The organism is Candidatus Laterigemmans baculatus (assembly GCF_010367455.1).
Lineage (GTDB): Bacteria > Planctomycetota > Planctomycetia > Pirellulales > Pirellulaceae > Laterigemmans > Laterigemmans baculatus.
Genome location: NZ_WRPR01000078.1, coordinates 1 through 19707, shown reverse-complemented (window position 1 = coordinate 19707; position 19707 = coordinate 1). Strand labels below are relative to the sequence as shown.

The 19707-nt window shown below is 60.9% G+C and carries 17 protein-coding genes and 2 pseudogenes; 13 read left to right on the top strand and 6 right to left on the bottom strand.

The annotated features are described in order from the left end of the window. The first annotated feature begins 135 nt into the window (after window positions 1–135). The 10 genes from GNK13_RS15875 to GNK13_RS15830 all read left to right on the top strand — a co-directional run bounded on the left by GNK13_RS15875 (window position 136) and on the right by GNK13_RS15830 (window position 12072). Window positions 136–519: a DUF1580 domain-containing protein gene (locus GNK13_RS15875; protein WP_164103542.1), complete on the top strand. Its 384-nt coding sequence runs from the start codon at window positions 136–138 to the stop codon at window positions 517–519. A 461-nt stretch (window positions 520–980) separates the two neighbouring features. Then, window positions 981–2006 carry a hypothetical protein gene (locus GNK13_RS15870; RefSeq protein WP_164103541.1) on the top strand — a complete coding sequence of 342 codons (1026 nt, stop codon included), beginning with the start codon at window positions 981–983 and terminating at the stop codon, window positions 2004–2006. Between the two features lie 1575 nt (window positions 2007–3581). Then, on the top strand, window positions 3582–4028 hold the full coding sequence (locus GNK13_RS15865; protein ID WP_164103540.1) for a transposase: 447 nt from the start codon (window positions 3582–3584) through the stop codon (window positions 4026–4028). A 1057-nt stretch (window positions 4029–5085) separates the two neighbouring features. Next, window positions 5086–5847: a hypothetical protein gene (locus GNK13_RS15860; protein WP_164103539.1), complete on the top strand. Its 762-nt coding sequence runs from the start codon at window positions 5086–5088 to the stop codon at window positions 5845–5847. Window positions 5848–6009: 162 nt separating this feature from the next. Further along, a complete protein-coding gene (locus tag GNK13_RS15855; RefSeq protein ID WP_164103538.1) occupies window positions 6010–7101 on the top strand; it encodes a hypothetical protein in 1092 nt (363 codons plus the stop codon). 429 nt (window positions 7102–7530) lie between these two features. Further along, complete coding sequence (locus GNK13_RS15850; protein WP_164103537.1) at window positions 7531–7947, top strand: hypothetical protein; 417 nt, start codon at window positions 7531–7533, stop codon at window positions 7945–7947. Window positions 7948–7964: 17 nt separating this feature from the next. Continuing rightward, a complete protein-coding gene (locus GNK13_RS15845; RefSeq protein WP_235935250.1) occupies window positions 7965–8933 on the top strand; it encodes a TIGR01777 family oxidoreductase in 969 nt (322 codons plus the stop codon). A 40-nt stretch (window positions 8934–8973) separates the two neighbouring features. Continuing rightward, window positions 8974–10023, top strand: a complete 1050-nt coding sequence (locus GNK13_RS15840; protein ID WP_164103535.1) for an ADP-ribosylglycohydrolase family protein — start codon at window positions 8974–8976, stop codon at window positions 10021–10023. Further along, window positions 10023–10910: a M28 family metallopeptidase gene (locus GNK13_RS15835; RefSeq protein ID WP_164103534.1), complete on the top strand. Its 888-nt coding sequence runs from the start codon at window positions 10023–10025 to the stop codon at window positions 10908–10910. The genes GNK13_RS15840 and GNK13_RS15835 overlap by 1 nt, the downstream gene beginning before the upstream one ends. A 619-nt stretch (window positions 10911–11529) precedes the next feature. Beyond that, window positions 11530–12072 (top strand): hypothetical protein, encoded by a 543-nt coding sequence (locus tag GNK13_RS15830; protein ID WP_203545372.1) that lies wholly within the window; start codon window positions 11530–11532, stop codon window positions 12070–12072. Window positions 12073–12594: 522 nt separating this feature from the next. On the opposite strand, the gene GNK13_RS21925 is transcribed toward GNK13_RS15830, so the two are convergent. Next, on the bottom strand, window positions 12595–12717 hold the full coding sequence (locus GNK13_RS21925) for a hypothetical protein (RefSeq protein ID WP_261345425.1): 123 nt from the start codon (window positions 12715–12717) through the stop codon (window positions 12595–12597). Window positions 12718–12799: 82 nt separating this feature from the next. Continuing rightward, window positions 12800–13057: an indolepyruvate ferredoxin oxidoreductase subunit alpha gene (locus tag GNK13_RS15825; protein ID WP_164103532.1), complete on the bottom strand. Its 258-nt coding sequence runs from the start codon at window positions 13055–13057 to the stop codon at window positions 12800–12802. Between the two features lie 57 nt (window positions 13058–13114). Between GNK13_RS15825 and GNK13_RS22110 the strand changes: the two are divergent. From GNK13_RS22110 to GNK13_RS15810, 3 genes and pseudogenes are all read left to right on the top strand, one after another. Beyond that, window positions 13115–13426, top strand: a pseudogene (locus GNK13_RS22110) (ECF-type sigma factor); the annotation flags it as partial. 65 nt (window positions 13427–13491) lie between these two features. Then, a pseudogene (locus GNK13_RS15815) lies at window positions 13492–14040 on the top strand (protein kinase domain-containing protein); the annotation flags it as partial. Continuing rightward, complete coding sequence (locus GNK13_RS15810) at window positions 14037–14612, top strand: RNA 2'-phosphotransferase (RefSeq protein WP_164103530.1); 576 nt, start codon at window positions 14037–14039, stop codon at window positions 14610–14612. The pseudogene GNK13_RS15815 and the gene GNK13_RS15810, both read left to right, overlap by 4 nt. A gap of 139 nt (window positions 14613–14751) precedes the next feature. Here GNK13_RS15810 and GNK13_RS15805 read toward each other — a convergent pair whose 3' ends face one another. The 4 genes from GNK13_RS15805 to GNK13_RS15790 all read right to left on the bottom strand — a co-directional run bounded on the left by GNK13_RS15805 (window position 14752) and on the right by GNK13_RS15790 (window position 19589). Further along, window positions 14752–15246, bottom strand: a complete 495-nt coding sequence (locus GNK13_RS15805; protein ID WP_164103529.1) for a hypothetical protein — start codon at window positions 15244–15246, stop codon at window positions 14752–14754. Between the two features lie 628 nt (window positions 15247–15874). Next, the gene (locus tag GNK13_RS15800) at window positions 15875–16570 is read right to left on the bottom strand and encodes an MBL fold metallo-hydrolase RNA specificity domain-containing protein (protein ID WP_164103528.1); all 696 of its coding nucleotides are present in this window, start codon (window positions 16568–16570) and stop codon (window positions 15875–15877) included. Then, window positions 16563–17819 (bottom strand): hypothetical protein, encoded by a 1257-nt coding sequence (locus tag GNK13_RS15795; RefSeq protein WP_164103527.1) that lies wholly within the window; start codon window positions 17817–17819, stop codon window positions 16563–16565. The genes GNK13_RS15800 and GNK13_RS15795 overlap by 8 nt, the downstream gene beginning before the upstream one ends. 159 nt (window positions 17820–17978) lie before the next feature. After that, the gene (locus GNK13_RS15790) at window positions 17979–19589 is read right to left on the bottom strand and encodes a type I restriction-modification enzyme R subunit C-terminal domain-containing protein (RefSeq protein ID WP_235935246.1); all 1611 of its coding nucleotides are present in this window, start codon (window positions 19587–19589) and stop codon (window positions 17979–17981) included. Window positions 19590–19707: the final 118 nt, after the last annotated feature.

Here is a 19707-nt window from a genome sequence, read left to right as displayed (position 1 = left end):
ACCGCCGACACAGATTGAAGGCAGGTCCCTGCTAACCGCCAACCGCACACAACCGCCGAAATCTTATTTTTCGAGAAGTAGACTCCCCGCTCGTAAGAACACACACCAACGCACCTCATCGAGCGAGGAATAACGATGCGGAGCCATCAACACCAACCCAACCACTTTTTACGAGCGGGCGAGGCCGCCAGAGTTGTCGAGCAGATCACCGGCGAAAGGCCCCATTCGGCTTCCATCCACCGCTGGGCTTCGCGCGGGCTGCGCGGCGTCAAGCTAAGGACCATCTATGCGATGGGGGCCCGACGGACGACGGAGAAGTGGATTCGCGAATTCTTTGAGTCCGTTGCTGCAGCAGCAGAGGAGGGGCAGGCAGCTCCGGCAACTGAGCCCGACCGGCTCGCAGCAATCCAAAAAGCCGAGCAGGCTCTCGATTCCGACGGCATCTCGCCGGGATCTCTCGACGATCCTCCCGTCGACACGAAACGACGCCGCGTAGTCAGGCGTCGCAGACGCTCGTGACGATTCGCGTTTCGTGCTGTCGCGCTCGGCCCAAAACTGACACGTCCCGCCAATCCGGAGCTCTCTTGCCGGGAGCGGGACAGTCAGCTCCCGACGCGACCGAAGACGCACCTCGCTGCCGACAGAGCTAACGCGGCCGCACCGTCTGGCCCCGCACCGGTTCCCCAGACGGCCGCCACTCCCTTGGCAGCGGAATGCCTCACCTGCTGCGACACCCAGAACTACCCGCTGGACTTGCGGGAAATTTCGGTGCCGCTCACTCCAAGTTGCTTCGGTTACCGCAACTAGTCCGAGCTTCTCGTCTCACGACGAACCGGCTGCCGCTCAAGGCATTTGCGGCCGCGGTTCGTCGAGCGCTACCCCCGTTCGACACGCAACGCTGAGGCGAGTCCGTTCCCTCAATCAGGCGAGTTGATCTCGCCCTACGCCGCCAACAGCATGCTCCCCAGAAAACCTCGAAAATGGCCAACCCCCTACGGCGCTCCAGGAGGCAGAGGAAATCGTGCCCCGCATCCGCAGAGACCATCGCCCTCGCCCTCGGCAAATTCGACCGCGAGCGACTCGCCGAAGATCTGTCGGCAAAACACAGGCTGATTCTCGGCCTCGAGGAGATGCTCGGCAGCCACTTCAGCTGGCTCTACGCCAAAGACGAGTTTCAGCGACACGCATACAACCCGAAGATGATCCGGGAGATTATCCCGAGACTCCAGGCGTGTGCCACCAGCTTCTCCGACGGCCAACCGAACGACGTCTGCAAGCTCCCCTTCATCTGCCCCTTCTGCGCCCGTAGCCGCGCCGAGGGCTTCAGCCGGCTCTACCGCCGAATGGCGCACGCCCGCCTCAAGAAGAACCGCTGGATCAACGTTCTCTTCGGCGCCGTCCTCGGACCGTTCATCCATGAAGACAACGTCGTCAATACCTTTCGCGAGCTACAGCAGTACGTCACGGAAGTCCGCGAATCGATACGCTGGCAGGCCAATAACGACAGACGACGATCCGGAACGACCGCCCTCTCGTCCGTCTACCAGCTCGACTTCTTCGTTCACTTCAATCGGCGAGTGACCAACCGAGGATTCCGCTTCCAGCCCCACCTCCACTATGTCGCCCAAATGACCGACCCAAGGGCGCCCCTGGAAATCATCGAGAAGTACATCGAATCCAAGGCGCACGAATTCGAATACAAGCGAGCCAGCCGAGAGGTCATCCGCATCGATCAGGGACGCCAAACCCGCCAGTCCCACAGCATCGAACGCCTGTCGCATATCGGCCGCTACTGCGGATTCCTCGTCAAACCCTACGTCGAAACCGAAGTCCGGATCGCCGCCATCGCTGGCCTGCCGAAGAGATTCAAGCAATTCAAGAGGAAGAACTCGCAGAGCGAAGATGAAGTCCTTGGAGTGCACTATCCGCAGGAGAACCCCACCGGCGAATACAACGCCCGCTTCGATCCCGATTCGGGTCTCTGGATTCCGGTATCGGAGCGCTAATGGTAAGCGCGTCAGAAGGCCGAATTTCAGATGAACGCGTACTACTACCCTTATAGACATCCAAGACCGGGTAATTGCGAGTAGGTCGATTCTGCTCGAGAGCTCTGTCATCCATCACCTACGCGGAGACCATTCAATGACAGTGAATAAGCCCAAACGCGGAACCGGTTTCGTCGAATATGCCAAAGCCGATTTGCGATTCCCTGCGTGAGACGCAGCAGAAACGGTTGCGGGGATCGATTGGTTTTGTCTTCCCCGCTCCCGAACAGAAGCAGAGCTGGGGGCTACCTGATTTCGAGGCGCCAAGAGTAAGCGCCCGAGAGAATCTCGCCCTATTTCCACAAGGACCCGACACAGATATGCCCAATTCCACCACCAAAGCGTCCTCTATTCACGGACAACCCCAAAAGCTCCGGGGACTCTGGGAGCGACTGCACAACAAAGCCTTCCACGAAGGCCTGCTCGGTAACGTGCCCTGGGCATGCAATCACGAAACACTACGCTGAAATTAACGAAGCCCGCCGAACCATCGGAACCCACCTCGAAAGCAACCTCGACCGTGGCCCCTGCAGCCTCACAGACGCACGCCATACGGCTTCCGAGGCTCCGGGGTCGCCCGAAGAGATCCAAATGGCCCAGCCGGCCTCTGAGGAGCTCGTGGCGAGGGCAATCGCATGCCGATCGGGAACAGTCGCGCCGAGCAATGGGACGTGTCTCTTTCGGCGAATATCCACAACCATCGCTGTCACGCGAGACCGACTCCACGCTGGGTGCTTCCTTTGATTCGGGAGCTTGCTGCGACACGCAAATTTATATCGGGCACGAAGGCCCCTCGATGACTCGAGGAGGCCGCTCCTGGCCCCGCTCGAGCTCGCAAGCCGCCCCAGAAGGTTCGACTGGTGCCCAATTCGTCAAAGCCCGCGCATCCAGGGATCCAGCCGCTGCACGCCCGAAACACGGCCGAAGCCAAACTCCTCGTAGTACGCTCCGACCAGTCTCAGACGCGCTTACTATTAGCGCCTTTGTTTGCCGTGCCGAAACGGAATGGGTGCCACCATTTCCCGCTGCTTACGAATTGGCCTCAGCCACTAGAGAGCTCGGCAACGATCCCACGACTCTCAAACTCAGCTCCGCGGCAGCCAGTGCCCGTTCCCCTCGAGCTGTATCCGCGGTCCGCGGGCAAAGTCGCCGCCAACGCACTTCGAATTCTGCAGTCTGCGCTGCGCGAAGACATCTGGGGCCGCTGTATATCCGCTCCAGACCTCCGGGAGGACATCAGGGAGCCAACGAAGGGGCCGAACACGCTGGAGGCACGCCCATGGCTGCTCCAGCCTATGCCTCGGGCGGCCTCGGTGGTCATCACTGCCGCGGGCGTCGATTCACCCAGTCACGCGAGTCTCACTGGCTTCCAGAAACCACCCTCGGGCTTCTGTCTGCAACCGGTCGAGCTCCGACGGGTCGACTGTGTGCGCATCTGAGGACCAGCCAGTCAGCAGTGTTTGCGGGTTCGTCTGTTAGCCTGAGCCGCGGTAGTACCGTATCCCAACACATATCTCGCATCAGGAACCGCAGGCCATGGCTAATCCGCAACCCGACAACGTCCCATCTCCCCACGAGTGGCGTCAATCGGTCATCCCTGACGAGTTGCCAGTCCTCGAGAGCGATCTAACCGATGACCAGTGGTACGCCGTATCCGGCCTGCTCTGCCGCCCACCGCAGCCGACTCGAGGTCGGCCCCAGGAAATTGATCTGCGCGCGCTACTCAACGGAATCCTGTACCACCATTCGAGGAACTGCTCCTGGCGCAACGTACCCAAGCGGTACGGCACACGTAGCTCCCTCAATAACTACTACCACCGGTGGTCCCAGGACGGCACGCTGCACCGTGTGGCGGTTCGCCTCCGGATCGCGGAGCTCCAACCCCTCCACGATGAACTGATGTGGCTGCACCGCTACGATGCAAAGCTAAGTTTGAAGGCCACGAGCAGGACTGCCGACAAATCCCTCTCACCTGTCGGCTGATCTAGGTGCTGATCGATCCGCGGCGAACTCCCACCCGCTTAGGAAGTCTCGCTGACGCCTTCCGCAGCGGATACAGCGCGGCACTGGGTGCGCGTGCTGCCCCCCGCCGCCGTCCCTCAACAAGGGCGTACACATTTCGGCACCACCACCGGAACCGTTAACACTGAAAGGACTCCGGCGTCTCTACATCACGCCTTCCAAACTTGCAGCGTCGCCCATTTCTGGGCTGCATCGCAAGCCAGCGGATCCGGCGCTCGCGCCAAATTACTGCTGTCAGCACATACGTGCCGAGGAAAAGGTGTCCAAATATTGCGTGAGGCGTGGCGATGTCGAGGCACTCAGTCGGCCGCTGCAAATCACGCTTCAGTCGCCCCCGCGCAGGATGGACTGAAACCCGTTCGTAACCCACCGTGGCACTCTCGGTGCGGGCGCCGGGATCCCAAACATCAGGGCAGCCGTCAAATTCTTGGGACTTCAAGCCGCCTGCAAGGCTCTTCGCTGTCGCGATCGCCAGCGAGCATCCGATCCGGAGTGTTCGACAGAATCCCCATCTGACAACGACCACTGCCTTGTTTGGGCACCCGAGGAGATGCGTAGTCGACCAGCAGCCTCCCCCTACTCGCAGGGAAACGACGGCCGCTGCCGCCCCCGTTGCTGGACGGACCGTATCAGTCACGCGGCAGATTATCTAGGCAACGTGATAGTCAGCCTCGGCGCCACCACGGGCAAGGCCGAACGGAGGTCCTTCTGATGCCAGCCCGAGCGCCACGTGACCGGGCCCGGCAATTCCCGCCCAATCCAAGCAGCAAGCCGCGGCCGTAACCAGCTCGCGACCACCAATCGGTGACGCTGGTGCCGGTCGCGCCAGCCATGCCGACGCCCGTTCGCTGCGGGATTGTCCGTACGATAAACCCGAGAGGCCCTCACTCCAGTGACGCAGTAGACTTGCCGTGCTCCCCAAACATCCGCAAGCGTACGGCTGCTTCGGTCACCGTCATCGAGACGCCCGCGGGGCAACTGCCGATCGATCCTCCTCCCTCTCTCGCCGCTAAAGATCATGGCCAGACCCTCATTACGAGAGACCGCCAAGCTCGCAAGTGCTCGCTCTTTCGATGACCTCAGCAAGGATGAGAAGAAATCGCTGAAGCAAGTGGGCGTTACGAGCTCTAAATTCAAGGAGTTGCAGGCTGGGTATGCAGAACGGTCGATGGCCCCGACAAAATGGCTCGGAGTTCTCAGGTTCTTCCAGGAACTGCAAGCGGACCGAAAGCCCGTAAAGCTGGTACGCGACCTCTGTGGCATCGACGCCCGCGCACTCCGTTCGTTCAAGTATCTCACGAACATCGATGACGATGACTTCGACAGATGGGCCGCCGCTGGCCTCTCTCTCTCGATGTTGCGACTACTCGGCATAGCCTGGTCAAGAACCAGGACGGGGGACGAAAGGAGCCAGAAACGGCAAGCCCATATCCGGGAGCTCGCAGACCATGCCGTTGCGGAGGGATGGACGGTTCGGGAGCTCGAACGAAAGCTTCATCCTCGCAAGAAACGCAAGGCCGAGAAGGAAAGGGACTTACAGGTCTGCTTCTCGACGCTCGCGTCTCTCCTTGCGGAACTCGAGGGCTCTGCCGGCTCATCGAAGAGGAAGTCCCCAGAAAACAAGCCAACGCTGAACGACGTGGCGAAGGCATACAAACGTGACTGGGGAAGAAACCCCAAATTGCTGTCAGAGGACCAGCGGGAAGTATTGGCGGCCGCGGTACTGAAGGTCGCGGAACTCCAACAAACCGGGGAGCAAGGGAAAACCCGGCAGAACTAGGGGCACCACCGCGACCGAGCATGAGATTCTCACCCGGCCACGCCGCCTTGAGGAATATGGTGTTGCCGAGCCGGTTTGCTCACGTTCCTCCATCTTTATTACAATACCTGGAATCAATGCGCTTACCGTAAGCGCTCTCAAGCCGTGGCAGACGAGCCCTGCTTGGATAGCAACATGAACCTCCAGGCTGCTCCGCTCCTCCCGACACTCACCTCAGAGGAACCGAAACCGATGCCGACTTTGAAACGAAAGAAACGAGCCAGTCAGAGATCGTCGAGCACGTCCGCGCCCAAGGCTGAAACGAAGCCCAAACTCGTGTTTTATCGGCTGAAGTACCTGTCCGCCCGCGACAAGAAATGGCTGACGCACGAGTCGATCCGGCTGCACCCAGCCGCGATCAGCATGCCCAAGCTGGAACGGGAGGAATATCAGGTCCTGAAACGCTCGATTGCTCCCGAGGGCCGCTCAGTCCATCTGACCACCCCCATCGTCATCACCTCGAAAGGGCTGATTGTCGACGGCCGACACCGCGCGAGAGTACTCGTGGAAGCCGGCTACGGGGACGAACTCGTTGCACAGATCACGGCGAGGCGAGGCCAGTGGGTTGAACTGTTGCCTGCGGAGGAGAATCCACTCCACTACGCCGTGAAGATCCAGCGAGGCCGTCGGAACTGCCCGGTGTGGAAAATCGCGAGGACCGTCTTGCCGGAATATCAGAAAGCCGTCGAGGAGGGGAACCGGCTGCGCGGAAAGCGGGGGCACACCGAGGGGGCAAAATCTCCTGTCGACGCCTTTTGCGACAAGATGGGTATTTCGAAAGGCGTCTTCAATCAGCTGTCCTGGGTACAGCGGACGGCACCGCCCCACGATTTCGAAGCTCTGAAAGCGGGAGACGTCACCCTCCATGCGCTTCATCAAAGACTCAAAGCCGCGGAGAAGAGACGGCAGGCTGCGTGCGGCCCCGGGACATCGTCATGCGATGAGCTATCGACCGACGGATGCTCTACCAAGAAGAGCAGGCAGGATCGCGGCGGCAAAAAGGCGACCGACGGCCGATCCACTGGGGGCGGAAAGCCCACGGCACGCCGCTCGCCGCGTAAAGACCGAGAGCGCGCTGTGGAACTGGTCAACCAGTTGCTCAGCGGAGATGCTGTCCAGTCTGCCGCTGCAGCCGCCCGAGATCTGATAGCATCGCTCGATGCTGGCCCCCGGCAGCTGCTCATCGACGCGGCCCACGAGGCCGCATCAAGTTGATCGACGTGAGATGAGTCCTCCCTTCCTTTGCCGTTGCCGGTTATCCTTGGCCTGGGTGGCAAGTCGGCTGCCGCCAGCCCGGTGGTTACTGGCGCTCTCACTACTTAGATTCTATGCCAGCTCTTAATGCGTCCGCCGCCGCGACCGCCTGCCGTGCCGCCGCGAGTACCCGGCGGAACCCCGCTCCAACAGCGAGACGCATCTTCGCTGTTTTCCCATGGCTTTCCTCCCGGCACAGGTTCGCCTGCCCCTCGTCCGGGCCCCACCGCCACCAGCCTTTCTTCTGACGTTCTCCGCACCGGACTTCAGGTTTAAGCTGCCGGCTCGGCAAACGCGGCGTCGGGATCGATGACCTGCCACAGGTATCACCACTAGAGCCTCCCTGGCGGAACACTCTGAACAACTATCCTCAACGTTTACCAGTACCCCATGACCGTTCTCCATCAACGGACAGACGAGCAAGCCTCGACCCCCTCGAAGACCAAGTACAAGCGAGCCGTCGCACGGATGCGGCCGACTGACAGCCCCGAAGAGGCTCGCTACGGATACCTGCTCGAGATCAAGAGCACTCCGTACCTGGTGACACCGTTCAAAAACCAGCGGCAGCGTGACAGATTTGAGCGTGCAGTCGTTGGTGATTATCCCCATTGCTCTGATTTCGCGTTGGCAGCTGCAATCACGCTCGCATTCGCCGGTGAGGATCCTGCCGACCGGCGAGCAGGGCTGGAACTCCTCGAGAAGGTGCTCAGCGACTATTGCGACCGCTACGGCGATCCGCTCGAGTACGAGGGAATGGCCCACCAGGACCTGACCCAGGAGATATTGAAGAGCTGCACGCCTCAATGACGAACGAGAGAGAACCGGTGACGAAGCTGGACGGGAAGAAGGTCGTCGTTGCTGGCGGGAGCGGCTTTATTGGCACATCCTTGACGGATCACCTGACCGCTTGTGGTGCTTCGGTCGCGATTCTCTCCCGCTCCAAGCCCACGCAACCCGGGCTTTGTGAGCATCAGTCTTGGGACGCCCGCTCGGTCGGCTCTTGGGTGGAAGTGATCGACGGTGCCGATGCTGTGATCAATCTCGTCGGGCGGACCGTCAACTGCATCAAGACCCCGGATCACCAGGATGAGATCCTGAGATCGCGGATCGAAGCGACGCGGGTCCTCGGTGCGGCGATGCGTTCCGTGGCATCGCCACCGCCCGTCTGGGTGCAAATGAGCACGGCTCATATCTACGGCGATCCGCCGAGCCTCGTTTGCACGGAAAGCTCTGTCGAAGGCTTCGGGTTCGCACCCGAAATCGCTCGCTCTTGGGAGCAGGAATTCGCCGACAGCAAACTGCCGGAGCAGCGCGGCGTCATTTTGCGGACCAGTTTCGTGGTGGGACGCGACCGGGGTGCAGGCGGCGGTGCCCTTTCGACGCTCGGACTGCTGGCGAGGCTGGGATTGGGCGGTCGCGTCGGCAGCGGAACACAGGGGATGAGCTGGATTCATGAGACCGACCTGAATCGTCTAGTCGCTCAGGCAATCGCGGATGAAACGATGTCGGGCCCATACATCGCGTCTTCACCCAACCCTGTTTCGCAGATCGAGTTCATGCGCACGCTTCGCCGAGTCCTCGGCATGCCCATCGGCTTCCCAGCCTTCGAGTGGATGGTGCGGATCGGCGCTCCGTTATTCTTGCGGACGGATCCCGAACTGGCCCTCTACGGCCGGTACGTGGTGTCGGAACGACTGGTAGACGCGAAGTTCGAGTTCCATTATCCGGAGCTGGAGCCTGCTCTGCGCGACCTGTACGCCAAGCCGATGAATACGCCGCAGCCGGAGAATTAGGTTGCTCTGCAGGTTCAATTGATGAGACAACGGAGACCGCATGAGCGTCGAGGCAATTGCTGGCTGCATCCTGGGAACCGCGGTCGGTGACGCGCTGGGACTGCCGTATGAAGGCGTCTCACGCGATCGGGCTCCACGCCTGCTAGGGCCGCCGGCGCGGCATCGCTTCCTGTTCGGCCGTGGGATGATTTCCGACGACACCGAGCACACGCTGATGGTCGCTCAGTCGTTGATCGAGGCGGGCGACGACGTTGACGATTTCGCACGTCGGCTCGCATGGCGACTCCGCTGGTGGATCCTCGCCCTGCCGGCTGGTGTCGGGAAAGCGACGGCCCGGAGCGGAATCAAACTCTGGCTGGGCGCCTCGCCCACAACCGCGGGCGTCTTCTCAGCCGGCAACGGACCAGCGATGCGAGCCGCGATCCTCGGAGCGGTGTTCGATGACAGGGATAGACTGCTCCGCTTCGCCAAAGCCTCTGCGAGGCTCACGCACACCGACCCGAAAGCCGAGGCGGGTGCGATCGCTGTGGCGCTCGCGGCCCAGGCCTCACGGGCGGGCATGCAGGACCCGAACCGCTTCCTGCAGTCGCTCGCCGAATGCGTCGGCGAGGAAGCTAGCGAACTGGTCGCCCTGGTCCGCCAGGCGTGCGAGAGCGTTTCCGCTTGCGAATCGACCCGAGCGTTTGCCGCCTCACTCGGCTTGGAGAAGGGAGTCACCGGCTACACGTACCACACGGTGCCGGTCGCGATCCACGCCTGGCTATCCCATCCAACTGACTACGCTAGGGCAGTCACCGCGGTAATCGAATGCGGTGGCGACGCGGACACCACTGCAGCGATCGTGGGCGGAATTGTCGGATCGGGAGTCGGTCGCGAGGGAATTCCGAAGGAGTGGATCGACGGCCTCTACGAGTGGCCGCGAAGCGTCCGCTGGATGGATCGCCTGGCACAGCAGTTAGCCGAGTTCCGCAGCACCTCGACTCCCGCGAAAGCCCTCAGCATCAATCCTTTGGCGGTGCTGCCCCGCAACCTACTGTTTCTCGCGGTCGTCCTGTTTCACGGCTTCCGACGCTTGGCCCCACCGTACTGATGACCGCTGACCGCGCCACGATCGAAGCGAATCTCCGCCAGCACGTCGAGACCCTCGCCGGGCTGATCGGTCCCCGCACGCTCGCGCGTCCCAAGACGATCGCGGCCACTATCGGGTATCTCGAGAATCAGTGGCGAGAGATCGGGCACGAGGTCGAGCGGGAGACCTACGTCGCCCTCGGAGAGCAGGCCACGAACTTGATCGTGGAAAAGCGGGGCACGAGTCGCTCGGATGAGATCGTTCTGCTGGGCGCCCATTACGACACGGTTAGCACAACGCCCGGAGCCGACGACAACGCATCGGCCGTCGCAGTCCTGCTGGAAGTCAGCCGTCTGCTCCGCGACCACGACGGCCGGCGAACCGCACGCTACGTCGCGTTCGCTTGCGAAGAGCCCCCCTTCTTCAACTTTGGCGAAATGGGGAGCCAGCACCACGCCAGCCAGTGCCGACAGCGAGGCGAACGGATTGCCGGCATGCTCTGTCTGGAGATGGTGGGGTACTTCAGCGACGAGCTCGGCTCGCAGCAAGTCCCGCCGACGATCCCCGCAAGACTGCACCGCTTCTTTCCGCGCCGCGGCAACTTCCTGGCCGCCGTCGGCAACCCGCCGTCATGGAAGCTGGCCTGGGCCTTCCGCCGCGGCTTCAAACGAGCCACACGCCTGCCCCTGTTCTCAATCTGCTTGCCGGAAACGGTCCACGAGATCCGTCTGAGCGACAACAGTTCGTTTTGGGACCAGGGCTATCCCGCCCTGATGCTGACCGACACCAGCTTCCTGCGGAACCCCAACTACCACCTCGAAACCGACACCCCCGACACGCTCGACTACGCCCGCATGACCGAAGTCACCCTCGGCGTTGCCGGCGCGATGCGGCGACTGCTCAAGTAGCGGCTAGGTCTAAAGGGTGCATGCTACCTGTAGCGGTAATTTGCGAGTGCAAATACCAAGTGTCCACCAGCCGAGCGATGGAGCATCGGAAGCCGCAAGAGACAATCTGCGAAACTAAAGCAGGACGATGGCAACCTGCTCACTCCTCAGACAAGACGCTCTGCTCACTTCCCGGCTCTGGACTGCGTGCTAGCTTTTGCTGCAGTCGGTGTCCGGGAGAACCGGGACCACGGGAACAACGCTTCCGGTGGTCGGCAGCCGACAACCGCCAATGCTATGGCGGATGGTCTCTCCTCCGCAGACCTCGTGTCTGGAGGTTGTCCCTGTCTAGCTACCTGTGGGCTAGATCGGTGAGTCCGGATTCCCATACATCCGAGACGGCTCGGGCGTACAGGCCTGTATTGGCCCATGCCCGATGAAGGTGCTCGAACACCGGTTCGAGAAACACCGAACAGGGCGTAGTGGCGTCCGAGAACGGGCACCATTGCGATTGATGCAGACGCGGTAACTGCGTCTCTCCGGTGCGTCGCATGCGCACCACCCAGTGGGCTATAGCCGAAATCCGGCACCGAGGCCGCTAACGGTCCGGATCGGCAGCCCCAGCATGCACCCCCGAACAATGAACAAAAAGGAACGATACATGAGTGTTCAAGAAGCCAACCCGATCGAGCTCAACAGCGATCCCATCGAGCAAATTTTCAAGGGAATGGCAGGGATCGCAGAGCTGCTGGATGAAATTGTTGACCTGAGTTGGCCATCGAAGTCGTCAGAAGAGCCCCTCCAAGACCTGCTTGAGATGCTTCAAGACACGGTCGCCGCTCTCGCTGCCGTGTGCGGCGAAGGATCCATGGAACATCGCCAGTCGTTACGAGAGCTCCACGATCTTCTTGAGCCCCCTCACCGTACCGAGGGAAGCACCACGCCGCCAGAAAGCGTGGCCAGCAAATGGCGTCGCTTCAGCCGCTGCCTTACCGGCTGTGTCAAATTGGTCAGAGGCGTCGCCGAGCACCGCGAGACGAAGGCGGACAAGCACCAGCAGTCTTCTGCCCCTGCAGGAAGCTTCCACGGCGGGAGTCCTGTGGCCAAATCAGAGCTTATTTACGCCTGTGACAAAGCCCTCGAGGCACGAACAAATTTTTTGGAGCGAAATGCCAACCTGTAGGGTGACCAGGGCATGCTCCTGAACGGCAGATTCCAGCGCATCAGAAGGTGACGGAACGCCGGCACCTCCGCAGATAGTGTAGCCAAGGACTGAAGTGATCGTTGGCAGTTACACGTGCTCCTTTCCCCATAACTAGGACAGCCGATGAGCAGAGGTTGCGGGCCCAGACGAAAGCTCTGGGCCCCAACCCTGCGTCGGCGATGTGCTGTCGGGTAATATTTTCGCGACTTCGCGCTTCCATCCGAATGCGTGCCAGCTGAGCCTCGACGATGCACAGCAGCGGCGGAAGCCATTCCGGGATCTGCCAAACGACGCTTCACTCACCTCCGGCGCATGCGCTTCACTCACCCCGCATGATGGGCGCCGTGGGAAATCTCTGGCCTGCAGAGTAGGAGGCGTCCATGGGAGACGACAGGTCGAGTCGGCTCATTTGGAAAGCCTCTTCTTCGGGCTCAGCGTCGCCCATCGACGATCTCGGGATACCGCTCTACAAACCTTTCTCGCCAACTCCGGAGCGTCGTCCTACTCGGCATCGGTCCAGCCGAAGTACGCGTCCTCTTGGCCAGTTGTGTAGTGGACCGCAGGAGCACCGTGGTCGGCGAGCATCGCGCCATTATCTCGCCGAACGTTCGCTCGCTGCGTCACCGCGCACCGCCAGTGACTACCCGAAGCGCGGAAGTCACCCTGGGTGTTGCCGGCGCGATGAAACGACTGATCAAGTAGTGATCTACGGATCCGTCGCCGAAGGGCATTCCCGTGCCTTGGTCGCGTTGAGCTGGATGAACCCGTGCCACTTCGCCGGTACGTCGTCTTCGTAGAAGATGGCCTCCACCGGACATTCCGCAACGCATGCTCCGCAATCGATGCACTCTTCGGGATCGACGTAGAGCATCTCCGCGTCCTCGTGAAAGCATTCGACCGGGCAGACCGGCAAACACGCCTTATCCTTGCACCCACTGCACGGCAGAGTCACCACCATCGCCATTTTCTTGTCTCCCTGTAGGATTCGTCGATACGTCACTCAGGAAGTGAGTAAACGGCAGTGGAACCGGACAGCGACCGCAACAACTTTTCCGAAATTCCCCTTGTGGATCATTCAGGCGAGGAACTGCTGCGGCTCTGGAAAGCGGGCGACGAACAGGCCGCGGGCGTGCTGGTCGATCGTTATGCATTCCGGCTTGTGGCGCTCGTGGTCCAGCGGATGAACCCTCGTTTCCGCAGCTCGGTCGATCCCGAGGACGTGGTGCAGTCGGCGATGGGCAGCTTTTTCAACGCCGCAGTGCGGGACCGCGTCCGGGTCAGCGACTCGGTCTCGCTGTGGCGACTGCTGGCTACCTTTGCCCGCCGTGAACTGGCGCGGTCGGTCGAAAAACAGACCGCCTTCAAACGCGGCGGCGGCCATACTCGGCTAAGAGCGTCGAGCCCGAGCTGTTCGTCTTGTTCCTGCAGCAAATCCTCGCGGCTCTGGCGGCCGTTCACGCCGCGGGGCTCGTACATGGCGACCTCACGCCGCGCAACATCCTGGTCGATCGAGCAGGCCAGATCACGCTCACCGACTTCGGGTTCTCGCAAGCACAGCGACCGCAGGCCTCGGCCGGCTCGACCGGAGGAGAACTCGAGTCGCCTCTCGGAGGCACCCTCGGCTTCGCGGCTCCGGAACAGATTTCAACAGCCTTCGGTGAAATTGGCCCTCGCACGGATCTCTACGCCGTCGGCGGACTGGCCTACTGGTATCTAACCGGCCAGGCCCCGCACCATGCCGACCAAGTGGCCCAAGCGATTTCCAACACCATTTCGCCGGAGGAAGTTGCCGTCCCTTCGCCGGATCCAGAATCAAAAGCCGCAGCGGCGATCGCACGACTCGCGGTAACCACTCTCTACAAACCCGTAGTCCATCGCCCCGCATCCACCGATCAGCTCACAAGCCTGCTCAACGCGGCACACCGAAACGCGAACAGAATCTCATGAACAAGTCACTCGTCTCCACCAGCAAATTCCTGAGCCTCGTCTTGCGGCACAAGCCGGAGGTGATCGGGATGCAGCTCGATCCGGAGGGCTGGCTCGAGATCGATGTGCTGCTCGCCAAGGCCAACCAGCATGGGCACTCGCTCACGCTCGAACTCCTGCATGAGGTGGTCGCTACGAACGACAAGAAGCGGTTCTCGCTCAGCGACGACGGGCTCCGCATTCGAGCCAACCAAGGGCACTCGATCGCCACGGTCGACCTAAATCTGGAACTGGCGAGCCCGCCCGATGTGCTTTACCACGGGACCGTCGAAGCCTTCCTTGGTAGAATCCGCAAGCACGGCCTGCTCAAGAGGTCCCGCAACCACGTCCATCTCTCTGCCGACGAGATTACGGCCACCAAGGTCGGCTCGCGCCGCGGCAAGCCAATCGTCCTGGCCGTGGCCGCCGCCCGAATGCACGCGGCTGGCCACGAGTTCTACCTGTCGGCAAACGGAGTCTGGCTCACCGAAGCCGTGCCAGCCGAGTACCTGACCTTTCCAGCCAAATACTCGCGAGAGACGCCGTCGAGCTAGGCCCGGGCGTCCTGGAGTAATCTCCCACCGCCAGAGCAAGCGTCATTCGCACTCCCCACGATGGACGCCAGGGGAATCTCCGGCCTGCTGAGGAAGCGACCACGAGGAACCACACGTCGAACCGGCTCCTCTAGCAAGCCTATTCCTCGGGCTCAGCGTCGCCCGGGGGTGGCATCGGCAGGTCGCTCTCATGCCCCCATAGCGGCAGAAAGCGTGGGTTAGGCGGTTCCCACCAGTCGGCATAGGCGACCGGAAAGATGCCCCGCTCGGCGTAGCCCAGCATTCGTGCGTACCAGCCCGCGTAAGCCCAGTCATCGCCAAAGGCCCCATCAACGACCTCGGGGAACCGCTCGCCGAACTTCCTTGCCAGCTCCGGAGCGTCGTCTTCCTGCGCATCGGTCCAGCCGAAGTACGCGTCCTCTTGACCAGTAGTGTATTGGGCCGCAGGGGCACCGTAGTCGGCCAGCAGCGCGCCATTGTCTCGCCGAATGTTTGCCCGCTGCGTCACCGCGCACCGCCAGTGACAACCCGACGCGGACATCCCGGGTGCGATGCGAAGCAGCTGGTAGCCTTGCTTGTGCAGTTCGTGAACCATCTGAAGAACAAGAAGTGCTCGTCGCTGCAGCCTATCCATCGGGTCTCCTCGTCTTCGTAGTAGGTGCCGCGAGCTACGCCCCTCGCGACTTCGGCTAGAGCGTACCACCGTGCTGGGAGCAAGGCAGCTGGACACTGGTCATGCCTTATCTCTCCTAAGCGGCGACGGAGAAGACGCTTCCAGACCCGTCGACATCGACACGCCCAGCCATATTTGCTCAAGGGTCGTCCGCCAGCGACGCCCCAACTCGGTTCGGTTTGGTGCGAGTCATGACTTTTGGTGAAACGGAGACCGAAGTGTAGGTTGACGAGGAGTAAGAGGATCATCGTACCTCAAGGGACGACACCTCTCGAATACTTCGACTATCCGATTCAGAGATACCGCTCATGACTCAACCACGTCGGTCTCGGTGGACCAAATCCGATCTCGATACCCTAAGCGATATTTGACTGGAACGTGCGTCCGTTAAACGAACACAGCTTCTGTCCCTGATAGTAGAAGTCAAATCGTGCGCCTCGTATTGCGGGAAAGACTTCCCCGGCCCGAGCATCTTTCAACAAGCAGTTCTGAAAGAACTCATGCTGTGCAAGCCTGGCAAGACTATCTCCGCCTTCCCAGTAATCGTAATGTGCCATAGCTAATTCTCGAGGTGCACGACGTTGGCTCTTCATAGTCTCCACCATTCAAGATCATTCTTCAGTTCCACATTCGCCGCCAGCTCTGCGAACCGCTCGGCATTGTCGAGGTGGATCGGAACCACTCGCGAGCGGGGGAAGGCAGAAAGGAGACGTTCTAGCTGCTCCACCGTCGCATGGCCAGATGTGTGGACATGGAAGTGGGGGACGGCTTTCTGGCTTGGGGTCTGCCCGCCAGTCTCCTCGTCATTTCGAGCGTGATCGGTCGCTGGCGATGACGAAGGCGACAGGACGCTGAGGTGTTTTTGGCTGCGGTCGAGGTATCCCGACCAGAGCGAGCTGATGAACGAGGCTCCCTCGAGACAGTCGGCCCGCTTCAGCTCTCGGAGCATACTTGGTCGGCAGACCATCACTGATTCGCCAGCGGCTCCTACAAGGCCTTCCGGATAGATGCGGTGCGGATAGTAAGGAGCCGGGATATCAAAGGCTTTGCGAGCGATAATTCGCTGCTTCTGGCTCCAGGGCAGAAACACCCTCGTGTCTCCGTGCGCCACGCTTGGCAGGTCATCGTGATCCGCTGCTCGCACAATCTCCGCCGTGTACATATCCAAGATCAGCTTACGGCCAGCACGCTTGGCCGCCTCCCAAACCGAGACCAGCCGATCGATGTTTTGGCTCGAGCACCAGACCAGCCCCATCCCTTCCGTCTGCTGGAAGATCTCAGCCATCCGTGCCGCGACAGACTCTTCGTTCGGATACGCATAGTCCGGCGTTCTCCCCACCCGTGTGCCCTCGCAGATCAGCAGGTCGATGTCCGGAGGCGGGCTTGAAACCAGCTCCTCGAAACGAGCGGCGTTGCGGCCGTGGCCGCGAAGGTCTCCCGTGTAGAGCAACCGCTTTCCGCCCGCCTCGATGAGCAAGCAGTAGCTGTCGAAAGCCGAGTGATCGATGCGGAGCGGCGTGACCGTGAGCCCCTCCGACAACGTCCCGGAGATTCAGATCGTGACGACCGGCGTGCCGAAAGACCTCAATCATCTTCTCGGCTGACCAATTTGATCCGCCCAGCTCTTGTGGTAGATCGAGTCCCGGCAGGCCGAAGGACGCAGTTTTAGACCGCCATACTATCGGGGATTTCAGCTCGCCCCGTTCCGCCAACCGTTTTGCGGTCACATCAATCTGACGTTTGATCGATTCGACACTCCCGACCGTGGGGGCCGCTTTCTTCAGAGGCCCGACTTGAACAGTGAAGACCGTGTTGAGCTCATTGACAAAGGGCTGTGCTGAAACATCCGGCGGTAGACGAAGGAAAACGCGACCACTGCCTTCGGGTTTTTCCTCGAGCACGTATCGCCGCGTCTTCGTCGGCACATTTGGATCGACGACGTAGACTTGGCCGTCGGCAATCTGCTTTAAGATGACAAAGTGGCGTCCTAGCACCTCGCCGTCTTCTCTGGTGACCGTATAGCTCAGGATCTGAAGCTCGTCCGGCTTGACCTGAAGGACCAATGGGTGATCTTCGCCCCACGTCTTGCCATCTGTCGCATGCGGCGAGTTTGGTGCCGACACTACTTCAATTGTCAGCTTTGCCCCCTCCAGTTGCGACTCGTAGGATTTGAGCAGCCTGACAAATTGGTGATTCGTAACCCGCCCTCCAAGCAGTGCTTCCTGATCTTTGAAGGACTGCAGAATCACGCGGTGCGGATGCCCTACCGGATCAAGGCCGAGCATCATGCGGCACGCCTGAAGTGTAATATTGGCTGCACAGCTGGCGCAGGGGCCGCCACCGGTTTTGCTGATCAAGAAGCCGACATCGGACATCTCGACAAACACGTTCCCGCTGGAGGCATGCTTCTCCTGCAGGTTCCCAAGGAGAGACGTAGGATCGGGCCGCCGTATTGGATCAGCGGCACCCGAGCTCTCTGTGAAAGGAACGAGCCGGATGTTCTCACTCGCCGCTACGAGCTGCATGGCAAGCATTGCGAATATCGAAGCGAGGACTATCGAGATGCGAGGCACTGGTTACGGTTCCTGAAGGCTGAGAGGTGAAGGCAGAAGGGGGAGTCGCTGGGGCATTGCAGGGGATTGGTTGTGGAACCCTGCGTGAGAGCGGACTTGCACGGTGACAGCGGTGCGTCGTTAGGCAGCGAGTGCGAGGGCGCGGACGCGTTGCAGGATAGTGATCAGTTCGTCGACTTGGTCCGAGGTGAATAGCTGGTCGGGACCGTGGGGGGAGATGTCGGTGAACGGGGACTCGTAGAGCAGCGATTCGTCGACGACTCCGTGTTCGGCCAACTGGTTGATGATCATGTTGACGAACTCGATCTGGTTGGCTGAAAAGGTCTTGCCGGTCAAGAAAGCCCCCAGGGCCTCTTTGGCCGCCTCTCGGTCCATCCCGACCAGGGAGCGGACAAAGAGCCCCAGCCCCTGCGCCTCGGCCTTCGCCTGCTCGAAGAACTCCGACTGGCCAAGCCCGTGCTCGGTCAGCAGCTGCTCGAGCCCTTCCAAATCGCTCGCGGTCATCGGCAGGTTTGCACGCAGCTTGGCGATCGCCGGATGCGACTGGTGCTCCAGGAGAAAGGCCTTCGCTTTCTCGCGGAACTTTTCCAGTGTGGCGGCTCTCCCGAATCCCGGCAGAGGAAACTCCGTCTCCTCGCCCATCTCGTCCTCGAAGTCCGTGTAGAGCGGCTCCCGCGATTTCTTGTCAATCAACTTGACCAAGTCCCGCAGTCGTCGCCTCGCCGACTCCAGCATTGGAGTCGTAACGCCCTCCCACCACTCATCCGTCTGAATATCCAGGATCAGCGGCATCTGGGCACGAACGGAAGGAACCGACGATAGCTCTTCCAGCACAGCGGCGATTTCCATGACTTGCTGCCGCAGGCGCGCATAGGAGGGCTCGGCCTTCAGGTGAGCTAGCTGCAATTTCAACAGCAACAGGTCGAAACGCTTCGCCTCTTCCGTCTCCGCCGCCATCTGTGTCGGCAGGCCCGCCAAGTCAGCCGCCAGTTCGCGAGCGTCCTGGTCGCTGAGCGACTTCCATGCCTCCAGCTTCGCAAACCGCTCCACCAACCTCCGGTGCGGGCGAACCACAAAGTTGTCGAGGTTCATCGACGCGACCTGTTGTTGCAGCGTTCGCCTCGTGCTGTCGCGGATCTGGATTTCGGTCATCGGCCCCGTGTAATCGGGCGTCACTTCATGCGTCACGCCGGCGGCCACGCCTCCGCTCGCTTCGAGCCGCCCGTCAAGTTCGCGGAACAGCTCCAGACGCGACTTGAATAGCCGTGTCTGCAGCGAATCCCCCACCGATCCCCCGGTCGCGGCGGGATTCGCGCTGAAGTATTCGAGGTTCTGGCAATAGTCAAAGACGTAGAAGAACTTCTTGTCGTCTCCCGGGCCAAACAGATCGGGAGAGAGCCGTGTCCCGCGCCCGATCATCTGCCAGAACTTGGTCTTCGAGCGGACGAGCTTGAAGAAGACCAAGTTGACGACCTCCGGAACGTCGATCCCGGTATCGAGCATGTCGACTGAAATCGCGATGTGCGGCTCTTTCTCCTGGTTGGAGAAGCTGTCGATCAGCGACTGGGGGCGGTCCACCTTGAAAGTGATCACCCGGGCGAAATGTCCGTGGTAGTGCGGATAGTTCGCATCGAACCGCTCTTTGATGAAGTCGGCATGATCTTGGTTCTTGGCGAAGATGATCGTCTTGCCCAAGCGGTCGCCTCCGGCCACCTTCAGGCCCCGCGTCATCAAGTGCTTGAGGACCTTGTCGACGTGATTTGTTTCAGCGGGAAGTGAGACTTTCTGGGTCAGTTACAAGAGACAGATTCGGGGGCTGAAAAGGGTAAGGTTCGTTGACGGATTCCGA